This window comes from Paenibacillus sp. E194 (assembly GCF_000935845.1).
GTDB lineage: Bacteria > Bacillota > Bacilli > Paenibacillales > Paenibacillaceae > Paenibacillus_B > Paenibacillus_B alvei_B.
This window is the reverse complement of record NZ_JMDX01000105.1, coordinates 1-19,866: the sequence shown is the minus strand read 5'-3', so window position 1 is coordinate 19,866 and position 19,866 is coordinate 1. Positions and strand designations below refer to the sequence as shown.

General features: G+C 48.3%; 19 protein-coding genes. 1 reads left to right on the top strand and 18 read right to left on the bottom strand.

Going from position 1 to position 19,866, the window contains the following annotated elements; translation table 11 throughout:
• The 17 genes from AZ66_RS15670 to AZ66_RS15590 all read right to left on the bottom strand — a co-directional run.
• Positions 1-668: aminotransferase class I/II-fold pyridoxal phosphate-dependent enzyme (locus tag AZ66_RS15670; RefSeq protein WP_044355666.1), on the bottom strand; the 668-nt coding region annotated here is incomplete at its 3' end.
• Positions 661-1,776: a lipid II:glycine glycyltransferase FemX gene (locus AZ66_RS15665; protein ID WP_044355665.1), complete on the bottom strand. Its 1,116-nt coding sequence runs from the start codon at positions 1,774-1,776 to the stop codon at positions 661-663. The genes AZ66_RS15670 and AZ66_RS15665, both read right to left, overlap by 8 nt.
• A complete protein-coding gene (locus AZ66_RS15660) occupies positions 1,769-3,130 on the bottom strand; it encodes a polysaccharide deacetylase family protein (protein ID WP_044355664.1) in 1,362 nt (453 codons plus the stop codon). Before AZ66_RS15660 ends, AZ66_RS15665 begins: the two co-directional genes overlap by 8 nt.
• Positions 3,131-3,160: 30 nt before the next feature.
• Positions 3,161-3,982, bottom strand: a complete 822-nt coding sequence (locus AZ66_RS29900) for a GNAT family N-acetyltransferase (protein ID WP_052648544.1) — start codon at positions 3,980-3,982, stop codon at positions 3,161-3,163.
• Positions 3,983-3,989: 7 nt separating this feature from the next.
• Positions 3,990-4,598, bottom strand: a complete 609-nt coding sequence (locus AZ66_RS15650; RefSeq protein ID WP_052648543.1) for a sugar transferase — start codon at positions 4,596-4,598, stop codon at positions 3,990-3,992.
• Entirely contained in the window at positions 4,598-5,428 is an 831-nt protein-coding gene (locus tag AZ66_RS15645; protein ID WP_044355662.1) for an acyltransferase, read from the bottom strand. Before AZ66_RS15645 ends, AZ66_RS15650 begins: the two co-directional genes overlap by 1 nt.
• A 16-nt stretch (positions 5,429-5,444) precedes the next feature.
• On the bottom strand, positions 5,445-6,740 hold the full coding sequence (locus tag AZ66_RS15640; protein ID WP_052648542.1) for a glycosyltransferase family 4 protein: 1,296 nt from the start codon (positions 6,738-6,740) through the stop codon (positions 5,445-5,447).
• Complete coding sequence (locus AZ66_RS15635) at positions 6,737-7,423, bottom strand: WbqC family protein (RefSeq protein WP_052648541.1); 687 nt, start codon at positions 7,421-7,423, stop codon at positions 6,737-6,739. The genes AZ66_RS15640 and AZ66_RS15635 overlap by 4 nt, the downstream gene beginning before the upstream one ends.
• Positions 7,420-8,073, bottom strand: coding sequence for a PIG-L deacetylase family protein (locus AZ66_RS15630; RefSeq protein WP_021259478.1), 654 nt, complete (start codon positions 8,071-8,073; stop codon positions 7,420-7,422). The genes AZ66_RS15635 and AZ66_RS15630 overlap by 4 nt, the downstream gene beginning before the upstream one ends.
• A 1-nt stretch (position 8,074) precedes the next feature.
• On the bottom strand, positions 8,075-9,361 hold the full coding sequence (locus AZ66_RS15625; protein ID WP_052648540.1) for a glycosyltransferase family 4 protein: 1,287 nt from the start codon (positions 9,359-9,361) through the stop codon (positions 8,075-8,077).
• A complete protein-coding gene (locus AZ66_RS15620) occupies positions 9,348-10,499 on the bottom strand; it encodes an O-antigen ligase family protein (RefSeq protein ID WP_142545709.1) in 1,152 nt (383 codons plus the stop codon). The genes AZ66_RS15625 and AZ66_RS15620 overlap by 14 nt, the downstream gene beginning before the upstream one ends.
• A 142-nt stretch (positions 10,500-10,641) precedes the next feature.
• Positions 10,642-11,955, bottom strand: a complete 1,314-nt coding sequence (locus AZ66_RS15615; RefSeq protein WP_036619617.1) for a nucleotide sugar dehydrogenase — start codon at positions 11,953-11,955, stop codon at positions 10,642-10,644.
• Positions 11,956-11,982: 27 nt separating this feature from the next.
• Positions 11,983-13,122, bottom strand: coding sequence for a DegT/DnrJ/EryC1/StrS family aminotransferase (locus AZ66_RS15610; protein ID WP_231586895.1), 1,140 nt, complete (start codon positions 13,120-13,122; stop codon positions 11,983-11,985).
• Positions 13,123-13,161: 39 nt separating this feature from the next.
• Entirely contained in the window at positions 13,162-14,187 is a 1,026-nt protein-coding gene (locus AZ66_RS15605) for a Gfo/Idh/MocA family protein (protein WP_021259483.1), read from the bottom strand.
• The gene (locus AZ66_RS15600; RefSeq protein ID WP_052648539.1) at positions 14,184-16,019 is read right to left on the bottom strand and encodes a polysaccharide biosynthesis protein; all 1,836 of its coding nucleotides are present in this window, start codon (positions 16,017-16,019) and stop codon (positions 14,184-14,186) included. Before AZ66_RS15600 ends, AZ66_RS15605 begins: the two co-directional genes overlap by 4 nt.
• A gap of 41 nt (positions 16,020-16,060) precedes the next feature.
• Entirely contained in the window at positions 16,061-16,741 is a 681-nt protein-coding gene (locus tag AZ66_RS15595; RefSeq protein ID WP_021259485.1) for a CpsD/CapB family tyrosine-protein kinase, read from the bottom strand.
• A complete protein-coding gene (locus AZ66_RS15590) occupies positions 16,722-17,459 on the bottom strand; it encodes a YveK family protein (protein WP_081676260.1) in 738 nt (245 codons plus the stop codon). Before AZ66_RS15590 ends, AZ66_RS15595 begins: the two co-directional genes overlap by 20 nt.
• A gap of 270 nt (positions 17,460-17,729) precedes the next feature.
• On the opposite strand from AZ66_RS15590, the gene AZ66_RS15585 reads away from it, so the two are divergent.
• On the top strand, positions 17,730-18,119 hold the full coding sequence (locus tag AZ66_RS15585; protein ID WP_021259487.1) for a helix-turn-helix domain-containing protein: 390 nt from the start codon (positions 17,730-17,732) through the stop codon (positions 18,117-18,119).
• A gap of 412 nt (positions 18,120-18,531) precedes the next feature.
• On the opposite strand, the gene AZ66_RS15580 is transcribed toward AZ66_RS15585, so the two are convergent.
• Complete coding sequence (locus AZ66_RS15580) at positions 18,532-19,857, bottom strand: MFS transporter (protein ID WP_231586896.1); 1,326 nt, start codon at positions 19,855-19,857, stop codon at positions 18,532-18,534.
• Between the last annotated feature and the right edge of the window lie 9 nt (positions 19,858-19,866).

Below are 19,866 nucleotides of genomic sequence, written 5' to 3'. Positions count from 1 at the left end.
AGATCTTCTTTAGCCTGAGTCGCCCAATGTCTGGCCTTTCTAAGTGCCACGGGATCGCTGCTCACCAGCATTCCCCCTCCGGATGTAGTAATGAGCTTATTGCCGTTGAACGAATATATGCCGAAATGACCGATTGTCCCACAATGTCTGCCACGATAGGTCGTACCCAGTGACTCTGCTGCATCTTCCACGACAATAATGCCATAACGATTGCAGATAGCCATAATTGCATCCATATCTGCGCTCTGCCCATAGAGATGAACGATGACAGCAGCTTTCGGTGTCTTCCCCTCTTGCGCAAGCTGCTCACATGCCCGCTCCAGCGCTTCAGGCGACATATTCCAAGAATTCGGCTCCGAATCAACGAATACAGGAATCCCACTCAAGTACAGGATAGGATTCACACTGGCTATAAAGGTAAACGTGGAACATAGCACATAATCGCCTGCTTCTACCCCGGCCAGACGTAAAGCCAAATGGATGGCCGCCGTCCCTGAGCTTAACGCAACTGCTCCTTGCGCCCCTACATAATGGGCCACTTCTTCTTCAAATGCCTGAATATGCGGACCGACGGAGGAAAGCCAATTGCTAGCAAATGCCTCATCGATTTTAATCCGTTCTTCATCCCCCATATGCGGAGGAGACAGATATATATAAGGCTTAGACATACTGTGTCACCTCTGCTGAGTCAATCCCAACCGCCATAAGTGAAGGGTCTCGATAAAATGGGAAATACTCGCTCTCCGTAATTCCATTAAATTTGCTTTTCAATAATTTGTATAGGTAGGGATCTCGTACTTTCCTTCCGACATAGAAGTCCAATGGTTCATGATTATTGAAACCTTTCTTAAAGCGATACAAGGAATCATTGCCCGTATAACCGCCTCCTAAATGAATCTTCTTGAATCCTCGTTCCTTGAAGTGCTGTATAGCGAAATACAGCAAAAAATTATTGGGCGCGCAAGAAAAGTATAGCTCATTGGAAGCGAGCAGATGATAGTGCACATGTTCACCTTCATGCAAAAATATCGATGCACAAACCAACTCGTCTTCCGCGTATATTCCCAGCATGGTGAGCTGATCGGATAGGCGATCCAGCATGTCATAAAAGTATTGTTCGGTAAAGTAATAGCTGGCCTGAGCCTTAACACGATCCATCGTGTGATAATACATATCCATGAAAGATTGCAGCCGTTCTAACGTCATCGTTTCCTGCCGTCCAAAAAGTCCAGATTTCAAAGATACACGAATTCGATTTCGGTTCTTGGAGCTGAACTTGGCGAAAATATCGTCTACCGTCGGTTCTAAATCTACACTGATCGTATTGCGCACGAAGCACGGATCCACATCCATGTAATCCTGATGATTGCGATAAAGAGGATGAAATCTGACAAACTCCGTTATAATTTTTTGATTCTTACAATAGCTGGAGAAGGCTTGCTGAAATCGCCCAAGCAATTCATTACGATCTTCATCATGTAAGGAGGTGCATATAGGTCCTCCATAACCGTATGGGGTAATAATGTCGTACATTTCCGGAGCGTCTTCCCATAAGCGCTTAATATGCGGTAGAGTATTGACTTGCCTGAGGACAAATGGATACATGACAGTTCCGGTATCTTCTTTGTAAATAAATAGACGTGCCGATTCTTCCTGTCCGCTCTCATATAAGGAGCAATAGCCTGACAACCAATATATGTCCGGATCCACTATACTCTTGGCAAGTTCATCCCATTGCTTCCTCTCGTCAGGCGACAGTATTTGAACATTACCCAATTGGACACCCTCCTTGAATGACGAACGAATGATAGTAATTCGCATACGGCTTCCAGAACGAGTTGCGAATATTGGAGTTGTGCCACAATAAAACGAACTGTCCGCGATATCGATGCACGACTCCTAGAAGGTTATTCATCTGCTCAAACATCTGAGCGGGTTCAAGTCCTTGATAACCGCCAAGGCTTACCTCCATTGCGGTTAGAGGGAGCTCTTGAAGAGATAAAGGCTGTCTGGCACGAATATCAAAGACACGGTATGAATGGCAGATTCCGCTGCGAAACCCGATTTCATCGGCATACCCAATCGTACTGTCTATCTTCATCCCGGCTCGCTCCCATATGCCCCATGTATCCGGAACACGGAAGCGCAAATAATGATGCCTTCCCTCTGTAACCACGCATCCCGCCGCCTCTTGAAGCCGCTCCTTCTCTTGCAAGAACAACTCTTCATTGCAGTATGCATCATAGCTGGGGTGGAATCCGACGATATGACCGCGCTCACGTACACGCTTGAGCACTGAACGAGCGAGTTCTCCCCGGACCTCATATCGATTGTCGTAAAAGGTCGTGCCCCCCGCCATAAAATAGAACCTGGATTGAACCCCTGCCTGCTCAGACAGATCCATCAGCCAATCAAATGTATCGTACGGGTCGGCACATCTACCTGACTTTACTTGTATGTATTCCTGCATGCTTCGAATGGGAGCCAATGGACTCAAGTTGGCCAAGCCTCTTGCCATACTTCGAATAAGACGCTTCGTACCGTCCCAATATCGCAAATCATCCACATCATGCGTCACAATCAATTCAGAGGGACGATTTGTTCGTTCTGCCTCCAACCCTACTTCAATGAGCATGTTCCAGAGCATCTCAGCCATCTCATTCACAACAGGACGCTGCCAGAAGCGATTCCGAACAGCCAAACTGCCGGATGAGGGGAACCGTTCATGACGGTCTCTTATGTTCGCGCACTCTTCCCATCGAGTGAGCATAAAAAAGCAAGCAGCCAGCAGATCTGCTTCGCAATACAAGTCCCCTCCATCCACTCGCCATTCCCCTCTGCCGAACCATACGGGCAAATCCCCTTCGGGAGCAAATCTGGAGCTGGCATAGGACACACGTAGTTGGTTCGTATCCGCGGACAAGTAAGACAATCCATCCTCATATTGAGCAAAGAAGGCATCTCTGATATACAGGCTGCTCCCGTTCGACAGTGCGAACCGGATATAGGGCGACTGATCCTTATCATTGTCCACGACGAGCTGATACGGTAATCCGAGCATATCGCCGACCAATTGTTGAATGATATATGTTCGTTCGGGTACGAACAATGCAGGTATTGTAATAATCATGGCCCTTAACCCTTTCCTGTCTTCATCTTATCAAGACAATGGCTTCACCATGCGAAACGCTACAGCCAACTGTTCCATGCCGGAGTGAGGCGGCTCTTCCCCTCCGTCTGACACAATCACCCTTCGATGCGGGGCAAGACGTGCAAGCAGAGCAAGCACATCCTTATTCATTGCAGCTTTCAAGCGCATACGGAAATAATTCTCCTTCATAAGCACAATTCGTTCTTCTTGACGATCGAGGCTCACGCGAAAGAATCCATAGCCATACACTTCGAGGCTGGCTACCGCTTGCGGCCAGTCATGAATCATATAATCCAAGCTGCCCTCTTCCGCTTCTACGTCCATCCATTGATGCAGCGGAGCACTTGCATACCAATAATAAGCATGCTGGCGAACGAATCCGTTCCGCTCATATAGCCGAATGGCAGATTCGTTCGTGTCGAATGCATCAAGCTGCACGGAAGAGAAGCCCTCCTTCGCGGCGTGAATGCTTGCCTGTCGAATCACATGGGAGCCGATGCCTCCTCCTCTGAACAGAGCAGATACGTAGAAATTGTTCAGAAACAAGATGTCATCGATCAGTCTCCATTCTGCGAAGCCAATCAGGGAATTCGCATTCGTATAGATCCCTTTAAAATGCGAAGTGAAACGAGACAGTGGGATAGCAAGCGAAGCACGCAAAAAATCAGCATATCCATGAGCCGAAAAAAGCGTCGCTTCATAGAGCCCCGCAGGCATCCATGTCTCGCTCATGCGGGAGATTTCCTCATAATGTTCCGGTTCCAGCGTTCGGACATGAACAGATTCGCCTCGTGACTCGATGCGGTAGTCAGGAAATAATCGTTTCCACATGTCCCCGTCACCCCTCGCGGCTGTGATATCGTTCCTTATCGAGGTCAGAAGCCCCACGACTTCCAGGAAGTGCAACTCCCTCCCGCTTGACCACGGTAATGATTGTTAAGAACAAAATTTTGATATCCAGCCAGAAGGATCCGTTCTCCACATACTGGACGTCAAGCTCCAAACGTTCATTCCAGGATAGATGGTTCCTTCCCTTCACCTGGGCTAATCCAGTAATGCCCGGGCGAACATGGAATCGTTTCTGTTCCCGCTTCGTGAAGTACGGCAAGTGTTTCACGAGCAAAGGCCGTGGCCCAACCAGACTCATGTCTCCGCGCAACACGTTCCACAATTGGGGCAGCTCATCCAAGCTCGTTGAGCGCAGGAAAGTACCGAAAGGGGTAATGCGGTGGGCATCTGGAAGCAGTTGCCCTGCACTGTCTCTGGCGTCTGACATCGTGCGAAATTTATAAACCTGGAATACGCGTTTATCCTTGCCCGGCCGCTCCTGCTTGAAAATGGCCGGCGAACCTAACGCAACGCGAACGCAAATATAGGTAATAAGGAGAATCGGGCTGATTACGAGCAGTAAAATGGACGATACTGCAATATCGAATATACGCTTCATTACTGATGCTGCAGCAATTGTTCCTCGGCCACTTGACGGAGAACACGTGCAGGAATCCCCATGACCAATTGCTGTCCTTCCACATCTTTAGTTACAACACTTCCAGCCGCGACAACGGCTTCTTCTTCAATGACAACCCCCGGCAGCGTTACGACTCCAGCCCCAAGACGTCCGCCCTTCCTCACGGTTATTCCTTTCATCCACTTAAATCGTTCCTTCGTCCGGCCAATGAAATTGTCATTGCTCGTGATAACACCCGGCGCAACAAATACATCATCACCAATAGTGGAATAAGCCGTAATGTAACAATTCGTTTCTAGCTTGCAGCGTGCGCCTACCGTACAATCGTTCTCTACCGAAGCTCCGCGTCCGATAATCGTACCAGTGCCTACACGTACACGTTCACGCACAGTAGCTAGGTCGGCGACGAATACATCCTGCTCCAGAACAGCACCCGCATATACGATGCTAGCTGTTCCAATCGTGCAGCCTTCCTCGATGATGCACGGATCCTGGCTTCCTCTATCTTGAAGCACAGATCGCTTCGCACGAAATGGCTGCTTGCCGATGACGGCTTGATCCATAATCGTTACCCCATCGTACAAAACCGTCTTCTCTTCGATGATGACATGACGACCGATGACCGCTCCCGTGCCAATGACTGCACCTGCTCCAATGATGCTCCCATCGCCAATGCAGACTCCATCTTCGATTGTCACTCCATCACCAATTACACAGAAATATCCTAGCCTCACCTGTTCTCCCATTCGAATATCCTGTCCCAACACTTGCAATTCTGCTGCTGCTCGCTTGTCATCCTTTATCCCCATCTTCGAATCATCCCTTCTACACATCGTAGGACGCAGCCGTATTGCGCTTGCTAACTCGCTTCTCGTTACGCCCAACGTCCTCCGCTATTGCCGCGGAAAGCTTATAGGACATGCGTTCCCAATCATGCTCTCGTTCCACATACGCTCTTGCTCTGCAGCCCATTTCCTCCCGATCCTTCATCTGCCTCGCCAGTTTGGACAGAGCTTCGCTCAATTCCTCTGGATCTTGCAGGACAAGACCGATTCGTTCCTTTGCAATGACCGAATCGTCAATCTTGCCAACGAGAAGAGTCGGCAATGAAGAGGCCATATAGTCGTACATCTTGTTAAAGCTCATGCCCCATTTGTATACAGAAGCATCACGCAGCGCAATTAACCCTACATGAGCCCGCGCCAAAAGTGTGGGCACAGCTTCCTTCTTCACGAGTGGGAGGAAGGCCACATTAGTCAATCCCGCTTGTTCCGCCTGCTTCACTAGAGCTTCCTTCTCCGGTCCGTCCCCAACAAAGACGAATTGAATATTACTGTCGGTTCCCTTACTAAGTGCTGCTGCTTCCAGAAGATGATGTATACCGTCAGAAATACCGTGCGATCCGGTATAAATCGCAATGAACTTCCCTTGCCATTGTTCAAATTGGCGCTCCACCTCAGAAGGGAGTTCGGTCAGTGGAAGAGCGAAGCGCTCCATATCGACGCCATTAGGCAGAACCAGCACCTTCGACCCCAGCCCGCTCTGCTTCTCTACATAATCAGCGGCTTTATCGAACAGCACGATGATGCGGGATGCCTTTCGGTATAAATGAGATTCCAGCCAATAGAGCGCCTTGACGATCGGATGGTTCGGCGACATCTTGCCGAAGTCTATGAGTGTCTGCGGCCATAAGTCTCGTTCCTCGAAGTAGAATACCGCATTATGATGAGCAGCAAGGCGGGAACCGATCCATGCAGCCGCAGGATGCATAAGGGAGCCGATGATGAGATCGGGGCTCTCTTTGCGCCGCCGCCCCTCCCAATAACAGCGCCATGTATAATCCAGCATATTCTTAACGCGCCGCCAATCATTGCGCTTATAAGCCGTTGTGCGGAGCCAGACGAACCGCACTCCATCATATGTCACTTCCCGAACCGCATTGCGCGAGCCTTCCAAATGATTAATCCAATTCTGATGCCCGTAGGCGGAAGCAAATATCGTGACACTCGCTCCTTGCCTCACAAGCTGCTTCGCCAAATCAAAATGACGAGTCCCTCCGCCTGTGCCCGGGGCGACTCCGTAATGATTCACGATCCATATGTTCATTCCAGCTACACTCATACTGTCGCCTCCTTCCAATGCAAAGTTTCCACTTGCATCGCAAAATCCAGCGAGCTTAACCCGCCCGTAAACCCTTCCTTGGCATGTCTTTGCGGATAAGGAAACGGTGTGAATTCGTGATATTCCACCCGGATTCCATATTTGTGAAATATGGATTCATCTAAATAATCCCTGCCGCTGGGACCTGATAAATAAACATCGCCGCCCGCCTCATGCACGAGCTGAGCAAGCAGCTCCGATTTGCTCCCATCTGCCAACATGGAACTGGAACGGATGAGCGGAGTGCGAATGTCCAGCCAGTTCATGAGCAGCTCGATGCTGGGGATAGCAAAATCGACAAGACGCTCATATTTCGCACCATAGAGATCGAGGAGTTCATTTTTCCGCCTAAGATACCCAGGGCATCTTCCATAGCTGGCCTCGAGCTGGCGCATGTGATCCGCCTGCCAGTCGCGGTTGTTCGCAATTCGCACATCGATCGTCCTCGTTCCGAACAAGCCTTCCTTCGCTACGGGAATAGTCAGCCATTTCGGTCCGCCTTGTGTGTCGATCATTGTGCGATTTTGATAGCCATTTTTCGTGAATTGAACGGTATCGAGCAAGATGAACAAATCCGAGCAGCCCATCTTATGAAAAAAACCAAGCCACGGCAGCACATTCGGCTGATGAATGCTTACAATCATATTCTCACCCTGAGGGGTTCAAAGGCTTCGGCATACTCTTCACCGATTTGAACACCTCGAATTTTGGCCAATCCAAATACCATTTCTCTCGTAAAATAACTCCGGTTCAGATGCAGCTGAGAACGATATTGCTGCAAAGCCTCCCATTTCCGCTCCATATATTTCCGGTCAAGCGGGGCAAATATTCGTGAATTGGTGCTCAGTTGATTCCATGGGAGCTCGTAACCGTAAAGGGATTGTTCCTTGAATGCCCGCTGGCTCTCACTACAGATGACTTGATGATCTTGATGTATATCGGACGAGGACGGCACTAGTACCAAATCCGGTTTCATGTCTCGCTTCATTCCAACGAGAACCTCCAGCAATTCTTGGCGATGGGTGGGAAATTGGCGGACAGGGAATCGATAGACGATGCGATTGTCATGTGGAATTTCCAATACGTCCATGGATGCATGAAATTCATGCGCCAGCGTGTCTTTGGCGAAATCGCCCGGCAGTGATTGCTCAGCTACCGAAAACGCCGCGACAACAACATTAGCTCCTGACTCGATCTGCTTCGCAATAAACGCGCCGCAGCCAAGTTCCGCATCATCCGTATGAGGAGCCAGCACCAAAATGTTACGAGCACTAACTTGTGTTGGTAGTACCATGCTACTTTACAACCTTCCTTTCACGTTCCCTATTCATCGCGCCAAAGGCAGTTTGCTGTACTTCTTCCTTCCTGATGCGACCCGTGACGTCGGCATAAACATGCAGCAGCTTTTCTTTTTCAACATTCCAATGATAGAGAGACTGAACTGCTTCTTGCCCGCGGCGCCCCATTTCTTCCGCTTCTTCATGATGCGTAATGAGCCAATCGATTCGTTTCGATATGCCTTCAAGATCGAAGGGGTCGACGCAAAATCCGCAGCCTGCTTGCTCAATAATCTGCCTCCACTTCGGGAAGTCAGAGGCGATGACGGGAATGCCCGCCGCCATATATTCGAACAACTTGATCGGGAGCGCGTCTATGTAATTAATCGTCGGGTGCAAAATAACGAGCCCTGCTCTCGAACGAGCCATCGTTTCATATACCTGCTTACGGTTCAACTGCCCAAGGTAATCAACCTTGGCCCAGCCGGAACGTCCCATAGCAACATGCTTCTCCTCGGCAGATGCGAAGGAACCCGCCAGGAATAGCTTTTTATCCGATATTCCGAACTCCATGGCGCCAACTATCTGCTGAAGTCCGCGAATATTTCCGATGGAGCCGACATAACAGACGGCATCCTCCTTACCTGCATGTTGGGGAGTGCCAACGAATTCCCCAGATTGTACAGATTGTGGAGACTCAGCGGTTTGTACAAATTCGTCTAGAATTGGATAATTGCACACCGTCTCGGTGTAACACTTCGGATGTCTAGCAAACCGTTCTTCAATATGAGTCGTTGCCGTTACAATTGCATCGAAGCGAAGACTAGCCCAGAGCTCTATCCTCTCTACCAATCGCGATACGCTGCCTCTCAGCCACTTCGGAATCCACCCTTTGCTCAAAATCTGGCGCGGGACATCTTCATGCACATCGTATATGACTCTGTATCCCTTTTTCTTCAGCAACATCCCTATCGGAATCAATTCTGGATCATGAAAATGGTATACATCTGCATCTATTTGCCTCGCCGCCTCATAGAGTCGCCATGTTGTCGTCCACATTCTCTCAGACCGAGAACGTGGAATCGGCAGAGGGACAATGCGTACCCCTTCAATAACTTCCTCTCCATGGTGCGGCACAATGAACAGTGTGTTATATCCCGCTTTGGCCAGTGAGGCGGCTTCTTTAAACGTTATGCGGGAATCGTTAGCATCGTGAGCCGTGCTAAGCATACATACCGTGAACAAATGATTACGCTCATGATGATCCGCCATCAATCCGCCGCTGCCATATTTAACGGTGTGCAATAGAATGCTCCTCCTCTCGCGCTGCTAATAATCCTGCTTTAGTAATGACCGGAAGCAGGCCGATTACTGCAAAGAACGCTCGATTGTCGGGAATATCGCCACTGACCGTTACATTGAACAGCATGGCTATAAATATCATGACCAGCACGATCCAGCGCTCGGATTGAGCAGATTTCAAGATCAATATCGCATATCGAATCGTAATGCCAATTAGTAAAGCTAAGAGCAGCAAGCCAATGCCACCCAGTTCTACCATCACTTCGATGAACAGATTATGCGGATAATCACGGAAATCATCCATCTGTGACAGCACAGGCCATGATCCAATCCCATTGCCCCGCAATGGGGATCTTAGCCAGTAATCCCCCGCTTCACCTGCATACGACACCCTTGCGGAGGCCGACCCCCCAATTCCATCACTTCCCGGCATCAGCAGAGATAGCCGCAGCAGTGTCTGTGGTGGATTCGGAGATGCAGACCATATTACTGCTGTAGAGATCGCCCCCGCTATCATGGCAAGCAACAATAAGCTGTAACGCCTCACGTACATCCGATTGTGCTCCAATCGAATCGAATACAGCATCGGCAAGAGCAAGGACAGAAACGTTGCTAGCAGAGGACCTCTACCCCCGCCGACAAATAAGTGAAACATACAAATACCGAATGAGAACAATGAGAACAACTTATACAGGGCTTCTCTCTGTCCGAACAGAAGCTGCCACATGAACACAATTGCACCTAAGCTCGAAATTTGGCCTGCTCCTAAATACGTGCCCCCCATAACGTTGACAAATCCCTTCCCCCCGGACGCTGCGTAGGTGAGGATCCCCTCCCCTGCAATCCATAAGGAGAATATGCCGAGCGCCATTATGAATCGCTGCACCCGCTTCGGTTCCGAAGCAATGATCCATGAGCTTCCGATGATTGACCACAACACGAGTGTAAGCATCTTGGACACTTTATCTGTGGCATAGATTTGGCTTGGGGACCAGATTAGCGACAGCATCGCATAGGCTGCGAGCAGAAGATAAATGGCTGTCACCATGTAGCTGTCCCATAGAACGATGAACTTCCTCTTCATCAGTACAAAAATCGATACCAGCACGCCAAGTCCCAACGTCAGCATCGTGATGTCCATCGGTATCCAACTGAATCTTGGATCGGATTTGAATACACCTGCGAACAGAAAGACCACAAATAACATTTCAAAGGAAAAAAGGGTGTGAAGGAGACTCTTTAGAAGGTGATCAATCCGAATTGCGCTGGCACGCCGATGTTGATCAAAGTCGATAATATTTGGCTGAACCATACTCGCCCTTAACCGCATTGCGCGTATCGTATACAACTTGGGATTGTTCACAGATGAACTGATAATCGAAAGCGGAATGATCGGTTGTAATGACCGTAATATCCGCTCCTCCCAGGAGCTCTCCCGTTAATTCCGCCGCTTCAATACACTGTCCACGATGGATGCAGTGAACGACATGCGGATCGCTAAATACAACATCTGCCCCCTTCGACTTCAAGGCATCCATAATGGTGAGCACGGGTGATTCCCGCCAATCGTCTACATCCTTTTTGTAAGCCATGCCGAGCAAGACGATGCGCGAATTTTTTATTGTTTTCCCTTCTTCATTCAGGATCGAACCAATACGAGTCACTACATATTCCGGCATCGTACGGTTGATTTCACCAGCCGTTTCAATGAGCCGCATATGGCAATTGTATTCACGAGCTTTCCAGCTTAAATAGAACGGATCGATCGGAATGCAGTGCCCGCCGAGGCCAGGTCCTGGATAGAACGCCATAAACCCATACGGCTTCGTCTTCGCGGCATCAATGACTTCCCAAATGTTAATCCCCATTCGATTGCACAGGAGGGTCAGCTCATTTACAAGGGCGATATTAATGTTACGGAATGTGTTCTCGAACACCTTCTCCATCTCCGCAACAGCGGGTGAACTTACTTCAACCACATCCCCTTCCAAAACGGACCGATAGAGCTGAGCAGCCACTCGGGTGCATGACGCTGTTATACCGCCAACTACTTTGGGTGTATTTTTTGTGTTATAGCTTTTGTTGCCTGGATCTACCCGCTCAGGAGAATACGCCAGGAAAAAGTCAACGCCACAGGTAAGGCCAGAAGTTTCTAGAATGGGCTTCACCAACTCATCCGTCGTCCCGGGATACGTCGTACTTTCCAAGATCACTAGCATTCCGGGACGCAAGTGCTTGGCAATTTCCTCTGTTGATTGCTTGACATAGCTCGTATCCGGTTGATGATAGCTATCTAACGGAGTCGGCACGCAGATCGTTACGACATCCACTTCATTCATGAATGCAAAATCTGTAGTTGCCATTAATTTATTCGTCTGCACCATCATGCTCAATTCTTCGTCGACGACATCGCCGATATAGTTAATTCCTTGATTAATCAGGCTCACCTTCGTGTCCTGTACGTCGAAACCGATGACTTGGAAGCCGGATTTGGCCTTCTCAACCGCCAACGGCAGGCCCACGTATCCCAAGCCTACTACTCCGATCACAGAGGACTTATCAAGCAGCTTTTCCATTAGAACATCGGCCGCACTGATCGCAAAAGAGCTGGCAACTACACTCATCTATTTATCACGTCCTTTAAAAAACTGTGTCACGGTATCTATAATGTATTGCTGATCCTGCTGAGTCAGTTCTGGGAACAACGGCAACGCCATACAGCGGACGGAGGCCTGTTCTGCATGCGTCAGGTCGCCTTCGCTATATTCAAGCGGGCGATATACCTCTTGAAGATGCAGCGGAACCGGATAATAAACACCGGAATCAATTCCCTGCTCCTTGAGGTGCGCCATTAACTGTTCACGCTGATCAGTCTCAATAATGTACAAATGATAAGCATGCTTTCCATAATCCAGCTCTGTTGGAAGCGTAATAGGCAATTGTGACAGCCCTTCTTCGTACTGCTTCACCTTCTGCCGGCGCACGTCTGTCCATTCATTCAATCTGCGCAGTTTGACACGAAGTAAGCTCGCCTGAAGCTCATCAAGCCGGCTGTTATAGCCTACTCTCGCATGATAATATTTCGGATTCGATCCATGAACACGCAGCATGCGTATGGTACGAGCAAGTTCAGCGTCGTGCGTAACGACGATGCCGCCATCTCCGAATCCCCCTAAATTCTTGGTAGGGAAGAACGAAAAGCATCCCGCAGTGCCAAGACTTCCCGCCTGCTTCCCGTTATAATTTGCACCTAGGGCCTGACAAGCATCTTCCACAACATGAAGTCCATGCCTCATGGCAATGTCATTCACGGCATCCATATCTGCCATCTGTCCAAAAATATGTACCGGAATAATTGCTTTCGTGCGTGGCGTTATCGCCCTTTCGATACACTCCGTATCAATCAAATACGTATCGGGGTTCACATCGACAAACACAGGAGTTGCCCCAACGCGCGAGATCACTTCCGCACTGGCAAAGAAGGTAAAGGGAGAGGTAATTACCTCATCTCCAGGACCGACGCCGAGCGCATCTAAGGTCAGCATGAGCGCATCTGTTCCATTCGCTACTCCAACGGCATACGGAACATTCAAATATTGCGCCAACTCTTCTTCGAAAGCTTGAACTTGCGGGCCGTTAATATAATGGCCGCTAGACAGCACTTCTTCTGCAGCACGCAGCAGTTCCTCTGAAATCGACGCATAGGAAGCTTGCAAATCAATAAGAGGAATGCTGCGTTTTGTTTGCACGAGAATATTAGACAATCGAATCTCCACCTTCACCTATTAGTCCATTCATTCTGATTACAGGGAAATGAGCTGCTCTTCGGTGTTCCGTTGATTCACGCTTGCATCGTAGATGTCCAACACCATCTGCAGCGCTCTTTTGCCATCTTCGCCTGATACATGAGGATCACGATCATCGCGAATCGCTTCGACCATATCCCGAATCATATGGGTATGTCCGGGCTCGCCAAAAGGATTTAAATGCGTATGCTCAACAAATGCCAACGCTTCTTGCTTATCAAGGGATGCAAAGTTCCAATATTTAATCCAGTGCGCGGTTGGACCGCCAATCACCGCTGAACCATGCTCGCCGAACAATGCAATTTCTTCCTCTAAGTTGTTCGGATAGACGGTCGAAGCAACTTCAACCGAACCAAGTGCACCATCGGCAAATTGCACAACAGCCAATGCCACGTCCTCCATTTCGATATTTCTCAGCCGCGTTGCCGACATGGCTCGCACTTTAACTGCTGGCCCCATCAGCCAAGCTAGTAAATCCATCGAATGGATGCCTTGATTCATCAGAACGCCGCCATCCATAGCTCTCGTTCCCCGCCAAGGAGATTGATTGTAATAGTCCTGGTTCCGATTCCAGCGAAGCTTGACGCTCGCATGGCTCATCTTCCCGAATCTCCCCTCATCCAGCATTTTCTTCAATTGCACAATTGCCGGACGATAGCGGTTCGGATGTACGACTGCCAGCTTCACCTTATGCATGCTGCATGCCGCTATCACCCGCTCCGCATCAAGAAGCGTCAAGGCGAGCGGCTTCTCCACGACAACATGCTTGCCAGCCTGAGCCGCTTGAATGGCCATATCCGCATGCATCCCGCTCGGCGTGCAAATAATGACCACATCTACACATGGATCCTGCAGCATGTCTCTATACTGCAAATACTCCGCAATCCCGTTCTCTGCCCATGGTCTCATCCGCTCCGCGTCCGAGTCGCACAACGCTTGCAGTACTGCTCCTTGTACGTTCTGAATAGCTTCCACATGCTTTGCTGCAATATGGCCGCATCCTACAATCCCGAATCGTATCATCGTGCCATCTTCACTCCTTCATCCGAACTCGAAATAGTTTCCATTAAAAAACGCTTCAAATGTAGGGGATTATCAAGAAGAAGCTCATTGAGCTGCTTATTCCAGTGCTCGAATGCGCGCTCCTCCATCAGAAGTGGATTGCCGACAAAAATGCGCTGATGTTCCGTTCTCCGCAATCCTTCCTCCTCCGTTGACAATTCCTCATGCAGCTTTTCCCCAGGTCGTATTCCCGTTACTTCAATTTCAATATCTTTGTAAGGCTCAAAGCCGGACAAACGGATTAAATCTGTTGCTAAATCCAAAATTTTAACAGGCTTGCCCATATCCAAGATGAATACCTCTCCGCCAACGGCATAGGCTCCAGCTTGAATTACTAAGGCAACAGCTTCTGGAATCGTCATGAAAAAGCGCGTCATATCTGGGTGTGTAATCGTGATGGGCCCACCCTGCTGGATCTGCTCCTTGAAGCGCGGAATGACGCTGCCGCGGCTGCCAAGCACATTGCCGAACCGAACCGAAGTAAAGTTCGTACTGCTGCGCTCGTTCAGATGCTGGATGACCATCTCAGCCATTCGCTTCGTTGCCCCCATGACACTCGAAGGATGCACAGCCTTATCTGAAGAAATAAGGACGAAACGCTCACTGCCAAATCGATGGGCACATTCCGCTACATTCCTCGTCCCGTGCACATTATTTCGAATAGCCTCGGAAGGGTTCAGCTCCATGAGCGGGACATGCTTATGCGCCGCCGCATGAAACACGACATTCGGAGCATATTCGTGGAACAGTTGTTCAAGTCTTGGCTTATTTTGAATATCCGCAATGATTGGCATAATGTCCATCCCCGGATATAACCGGCGAAGCTCCAACTCAATGGCATAAATACTGTTCTCTCCATGACCAAGCAACAGCAATAATTGCGGACTAAGAGCAGCGATCTGACGACATAACTCGGAACCAATAGAACCCCCAGCCCCTGTAACAAGAACCGTTCTACCCCGAATATAATTGCAATTGTCTTGCAAATGTAGGCGAACAGGCTCTCTCCCAAGCAAATCCTCGACGTCTACATGACGAATGTCGTTCACCGTGAGCTTGCCCTGCATCAAGTCATCCAGACTAGGCATCGTATAAATATTGCGGCCCGTTGTCTTGCAGCAATCGATAAATTCGGCAATTTGCTTGCGCGGCAAGGAAGGCAGGGCGATAATAATGTCCTGAATCTGATATTGCTGTACAGCTTGCATAATCGAGTCACGGCCACCTACGACCGGAATGCCCACGATTTTTTTGTTCCACTTATTTGAATCATCGTCGATGAACGCTGCAGGCAGGGAATCTGAATGCTCATTGTCCAATATCTTTTTGGCTACTAGCGACCCGCAATCACCCGCTCCGATAATGAGAATGTGACGCTTCACCTGCTGATGGCTCACCGTACGTCTCTGCCTGTACCTTTGCAGCATTCGGATTCCTCCGACGGACAGAAGAACCGTCTCATAGGTCATGATCATAAACCCCCATGGCACCTCATTTCCCCATAGGAGAATAGATATCATCGAAGACATACCAGAACCAGCCGTAACGGCAGACGCAATTAACAACACATGTCTAATATCTGCATAACGCCATACTTGTTCATATAAATTGAACACCTGGAAGCCGATCAGACAGCAGACGATGGTGAGGACGCTGAACCCGAGCACGAACGAATTTCCAATCTGTCCTTCGTTAGCATGGATCGTAAGCCAATAGGACAGCCCGACACTTACAGCAATACATCCTGCATCCAGAACTGCAAAACTCCCTTTCCTGAGCCACCACAATTTCAACTCCATCACTCCATTAATTCAGTTGTCTCTGTCCCGAGCAGCTATTTCATCGCAATTACCTGTGAATTCAACGAATTGCGCCGTTCGACTTGATTGAGTACAGTGCCGATAATCGTACCGCTCACGCACTCTATGGCCTCTTTTACTTTCATGAGCGTAGCAGCTTTTACTTTTCCAGATTTGACAACGATCAGTACCGCATCGCACAAACCTGACAATATTAGTCCATCCGTGACTTTCGTTATGGGGGGCGAATCGATAAGAATAAGATCGAATTGTTCTGCAAGATGACTTAAGAGGTATTCCATTTGAGAGCTGCCCAACAGCTCGGAAGGATCACTGTTCGTCGGATTCCCAGGGAGTATGAATAAATTAGGTATGGAGCTTTCTTGTATCATTTCTTCCGACCATTGCGCAGATTCCAAATAATCGCCTAATCCGCTGCGCTTCGAGAGGGAGAATACATGGTGAAGTGTTGGTACGCGCAAATTCGCATCGATGATTACGACTTTCTTTCCTTCAAGCGCAAAGGCAATTCCCAAATTGCTAGCTACCGTCGTCTTGCCTTCCCCATGCACGGATGAGGTCACCAAAAGCGTTCGATCATTTCGCTTAGCTAGCATATAATTCAACTTCGTTCGTAATGCGCGGTACGTTTGGGAAATGTTAGACGTCTTCTTCATATGCACTAATAGCTGAATTTTACGTCGATATCGGAACATTCTTTTTATCACCCGCCAATTTGGTATTCGCTGTCTTTTGCGTCAACATATCTCCTCTTTTGCAAGGTTCGATGGACACGAGAGGTGAAAGTTCCAGTTCCCTCAGTCGTGCTTCATTTCGCACAACATCTCCCGTCATATCTTTCATGCTGACGAACAGCATGAGTAAAATAAAGCAAGCAGCCCCAACGATCACTGTGTTGCGCAATACATGGGATTCGACTTCTGGAATCATACGCTGTTGATGATTCGGGTCATCGAGAATGAGAATGTTGTCCATTTTGTAGATGAATGCTACTTGTCTTTTTAGCGTGCTTGTTACATCATTCATAATGTCAATCACTCTCGATTCTGAGACGTCTCGAACGGTTATAGACATTACAGGGGTTTGCTCCACCGTGCTTACCGATATGCGATCCGCAAGTTCACTGATTGATAGGCCCCAGCTTGGATTATCACGTATAACCGCCCCAAGAATAGTAGGTGTCTTAATTAATTCCTTAAAGGTGTTCATCAAGGATATGTTCAAATTCATTCTTTCCATCGTCATTTCTGCATCTGAACCGCTATTGCTCATAATCATCTTTACTGTAGAGCGATAGGTCGGTTTTTGAGTTACTTGCATGAACAATGCCGCAAGCAATGTTACAATAAGGGTAGTGATGATTAGAAACCATTTTCTACGGTTGATAACTTCAAGCAAGGTTAGAAGTTCGATGGTCGTTCACTCCTTTTGATGGATTATAATGCTTCTCTACTTGAGGAAACGTAATCGATTTATCTTCAATTGACCATCACATGGGGGGGACACTATAATAGAAAAAGAGGTTCTAAAGTCATAGTTTTGATACATTTTGTAACCTTGAACTACTTTTAGATTAAGATACATTTTGTATCGTGTCAATTCATTTCTGTATAATTTATAATTTTTTTGCGACATATTGTTTCATAAAGGGTGTATCGTCTTAGCAAGGGAGGAATTGTTGGCATGAGTACCGGAAATCGCATATCATATCTTCGAGATCAGAAGGGATGGACACAAGAGGGACTCGCTGAGCTGCTGGGTATTACCCGAGCCGCGCTTTCTCACTATGAAAAAAATCGCCGCAAGCCTGATTTTGAAACGTTGACCAAACTAGCGGATTTATTTGGAGTATCTATAGATTATTTGGTGGGACGCATCTCCAATCCAACAACGACCTTGACACATGAGGTTCGTGAGTTTGCAGACGCTTTGGAATTGTCTGACGAAGACTTGATGAAGAGGTTCCGTCTTACGGTAGATGGACATGAGCTGTCTGAGGAGGAATCGCGACGCTTCATCGCATTTGTGCGTGCCGAGCGTTCCATGCAGCCCACTTCCAGAATTAAGAAATAACCATAAGAAAACAATACATCCTCCATTGATCATCATAGGATCAAATGGAGGATGTTCATCACCATACTATTCAATTGCAGGTATAGCCTCCGGTCGGCGGTATACATCGGGCCATCGTTCAAGATCAATTTGCAATTGAGTCAAAATGTCGAAAATATCTAGCTTAGTCTGTTTATTGTCTAGACTTGTTTCATTTTGACTTTTCAGATTATGATTCTCCCCTATTCCTCCCATAACCCGTACCTCACTTATCTTGTAATGACCACTGCTATCGTTCTTTATTTAGTTCCAAATTGCCATACTTCAATCTTTATTATAACCCATAAGATGCAGGTACACTGTCGTATCATGGGGAGAAGAGCGTACCTATTCAGTTCTACTTTTGTCGAATTATATACGTATTCTTCAAAAATTACGAAGATGAAAGAAATGAGCGCGGACGAACCGGAACTTTGCCTTGACGTTGAAGCCATGCATGAATAATAAAACTAATAATCGATAATACCGCAATAGCAATTGAGATGACTGCTACGCCAGCAAGCCCGCTATGATCGTAAGTAATGCCCAGCAAATATGGCCCTATCATCCTTCCAATAGAGCTGATTCCTCCTGCAACCCCCATATAGAATGGGGCCTCACGACCAGCCAGAGCGGATAGGAATGCTGGGACAGCCGGGGATACAAGCATTTCTCCTAGTGTTGCCAATGCCATTCCAAGCACGAAACCTGCATAGTTCGGCACGATCCAAATGACGAGATATGCCGCTCCATAAAAGACGCCGCTCCATGTCAGCTGATCAGTCACACGCTTCGCCACGGTTCGCTTCATCCATGTTGTAATCGGCTGAGCTGCAAAGATAAGTACGCCGTTCAATGTCCACAGCAGACTGTACATGGAGAGGGCCATACCCTGATCTGCAATATGCGGGGCAATCCCGCTTCCCCACAAGGAATTCGCCAGCCATATGAACATGGCCCCTAAGGACATGAACAAATATATGCGATAAGCGGCTAGCTTATTCCATAGTGTCTGTTCCGTCAGCACTCCGGCAGAAGGCTGTTGTCTATCGCCAGAATTTACTGCCGCTCCAGTACCTTGACTCTCAAGAGCTTGTCCGTTATTTGTCTCAATATTCTCTTGCACGGCTCCCTCTTCCTGCATGCCTTGCAGGAAGCGATAGAAGAAGAAGGCAAACCCGGCTGAGGTGATTCCGTTCAGCATAAAGGTTAAATTAAACGAAATGTCTGCGAGCACACCGCTCAATGCTGTTCCCAGCGCGACCCCAATATTGTTCGCCACATAGATCACATTGAATAATTCATCCCGACGGTCAGACCAGCGAAAGCCAATAAAAGATTGGATCGCCGGCATCGATACGGAATTCGCTAGGCCAATTGCCCCCATCGTAATGATATACCCCCACCAGCTGGCATATGCCGTGAACACGAGCGAGAATTGCAGCACGGAGGTAATCGCTAATGCCCATACAAGCAGGCGCCGCACTCCTACCCGATAATACAATCCCCCGCCAAGGAACTGTCCAAATACGCCGCCGAGCATTTGTATCAGAATGACGAATCCGGCATCAGCCAAGGAGCGATTTAATTGCATGTGAACAAACAACGTCGTGAGCGGCCACATGAGAGCTCCGCCTGTTGAATTAATCATGCTTGCCCAGATAAATACGTTCATCTCCCGCGTATAATTGCGGAACGCCCCCATCGGCGAAAACTTCATGGTATCACC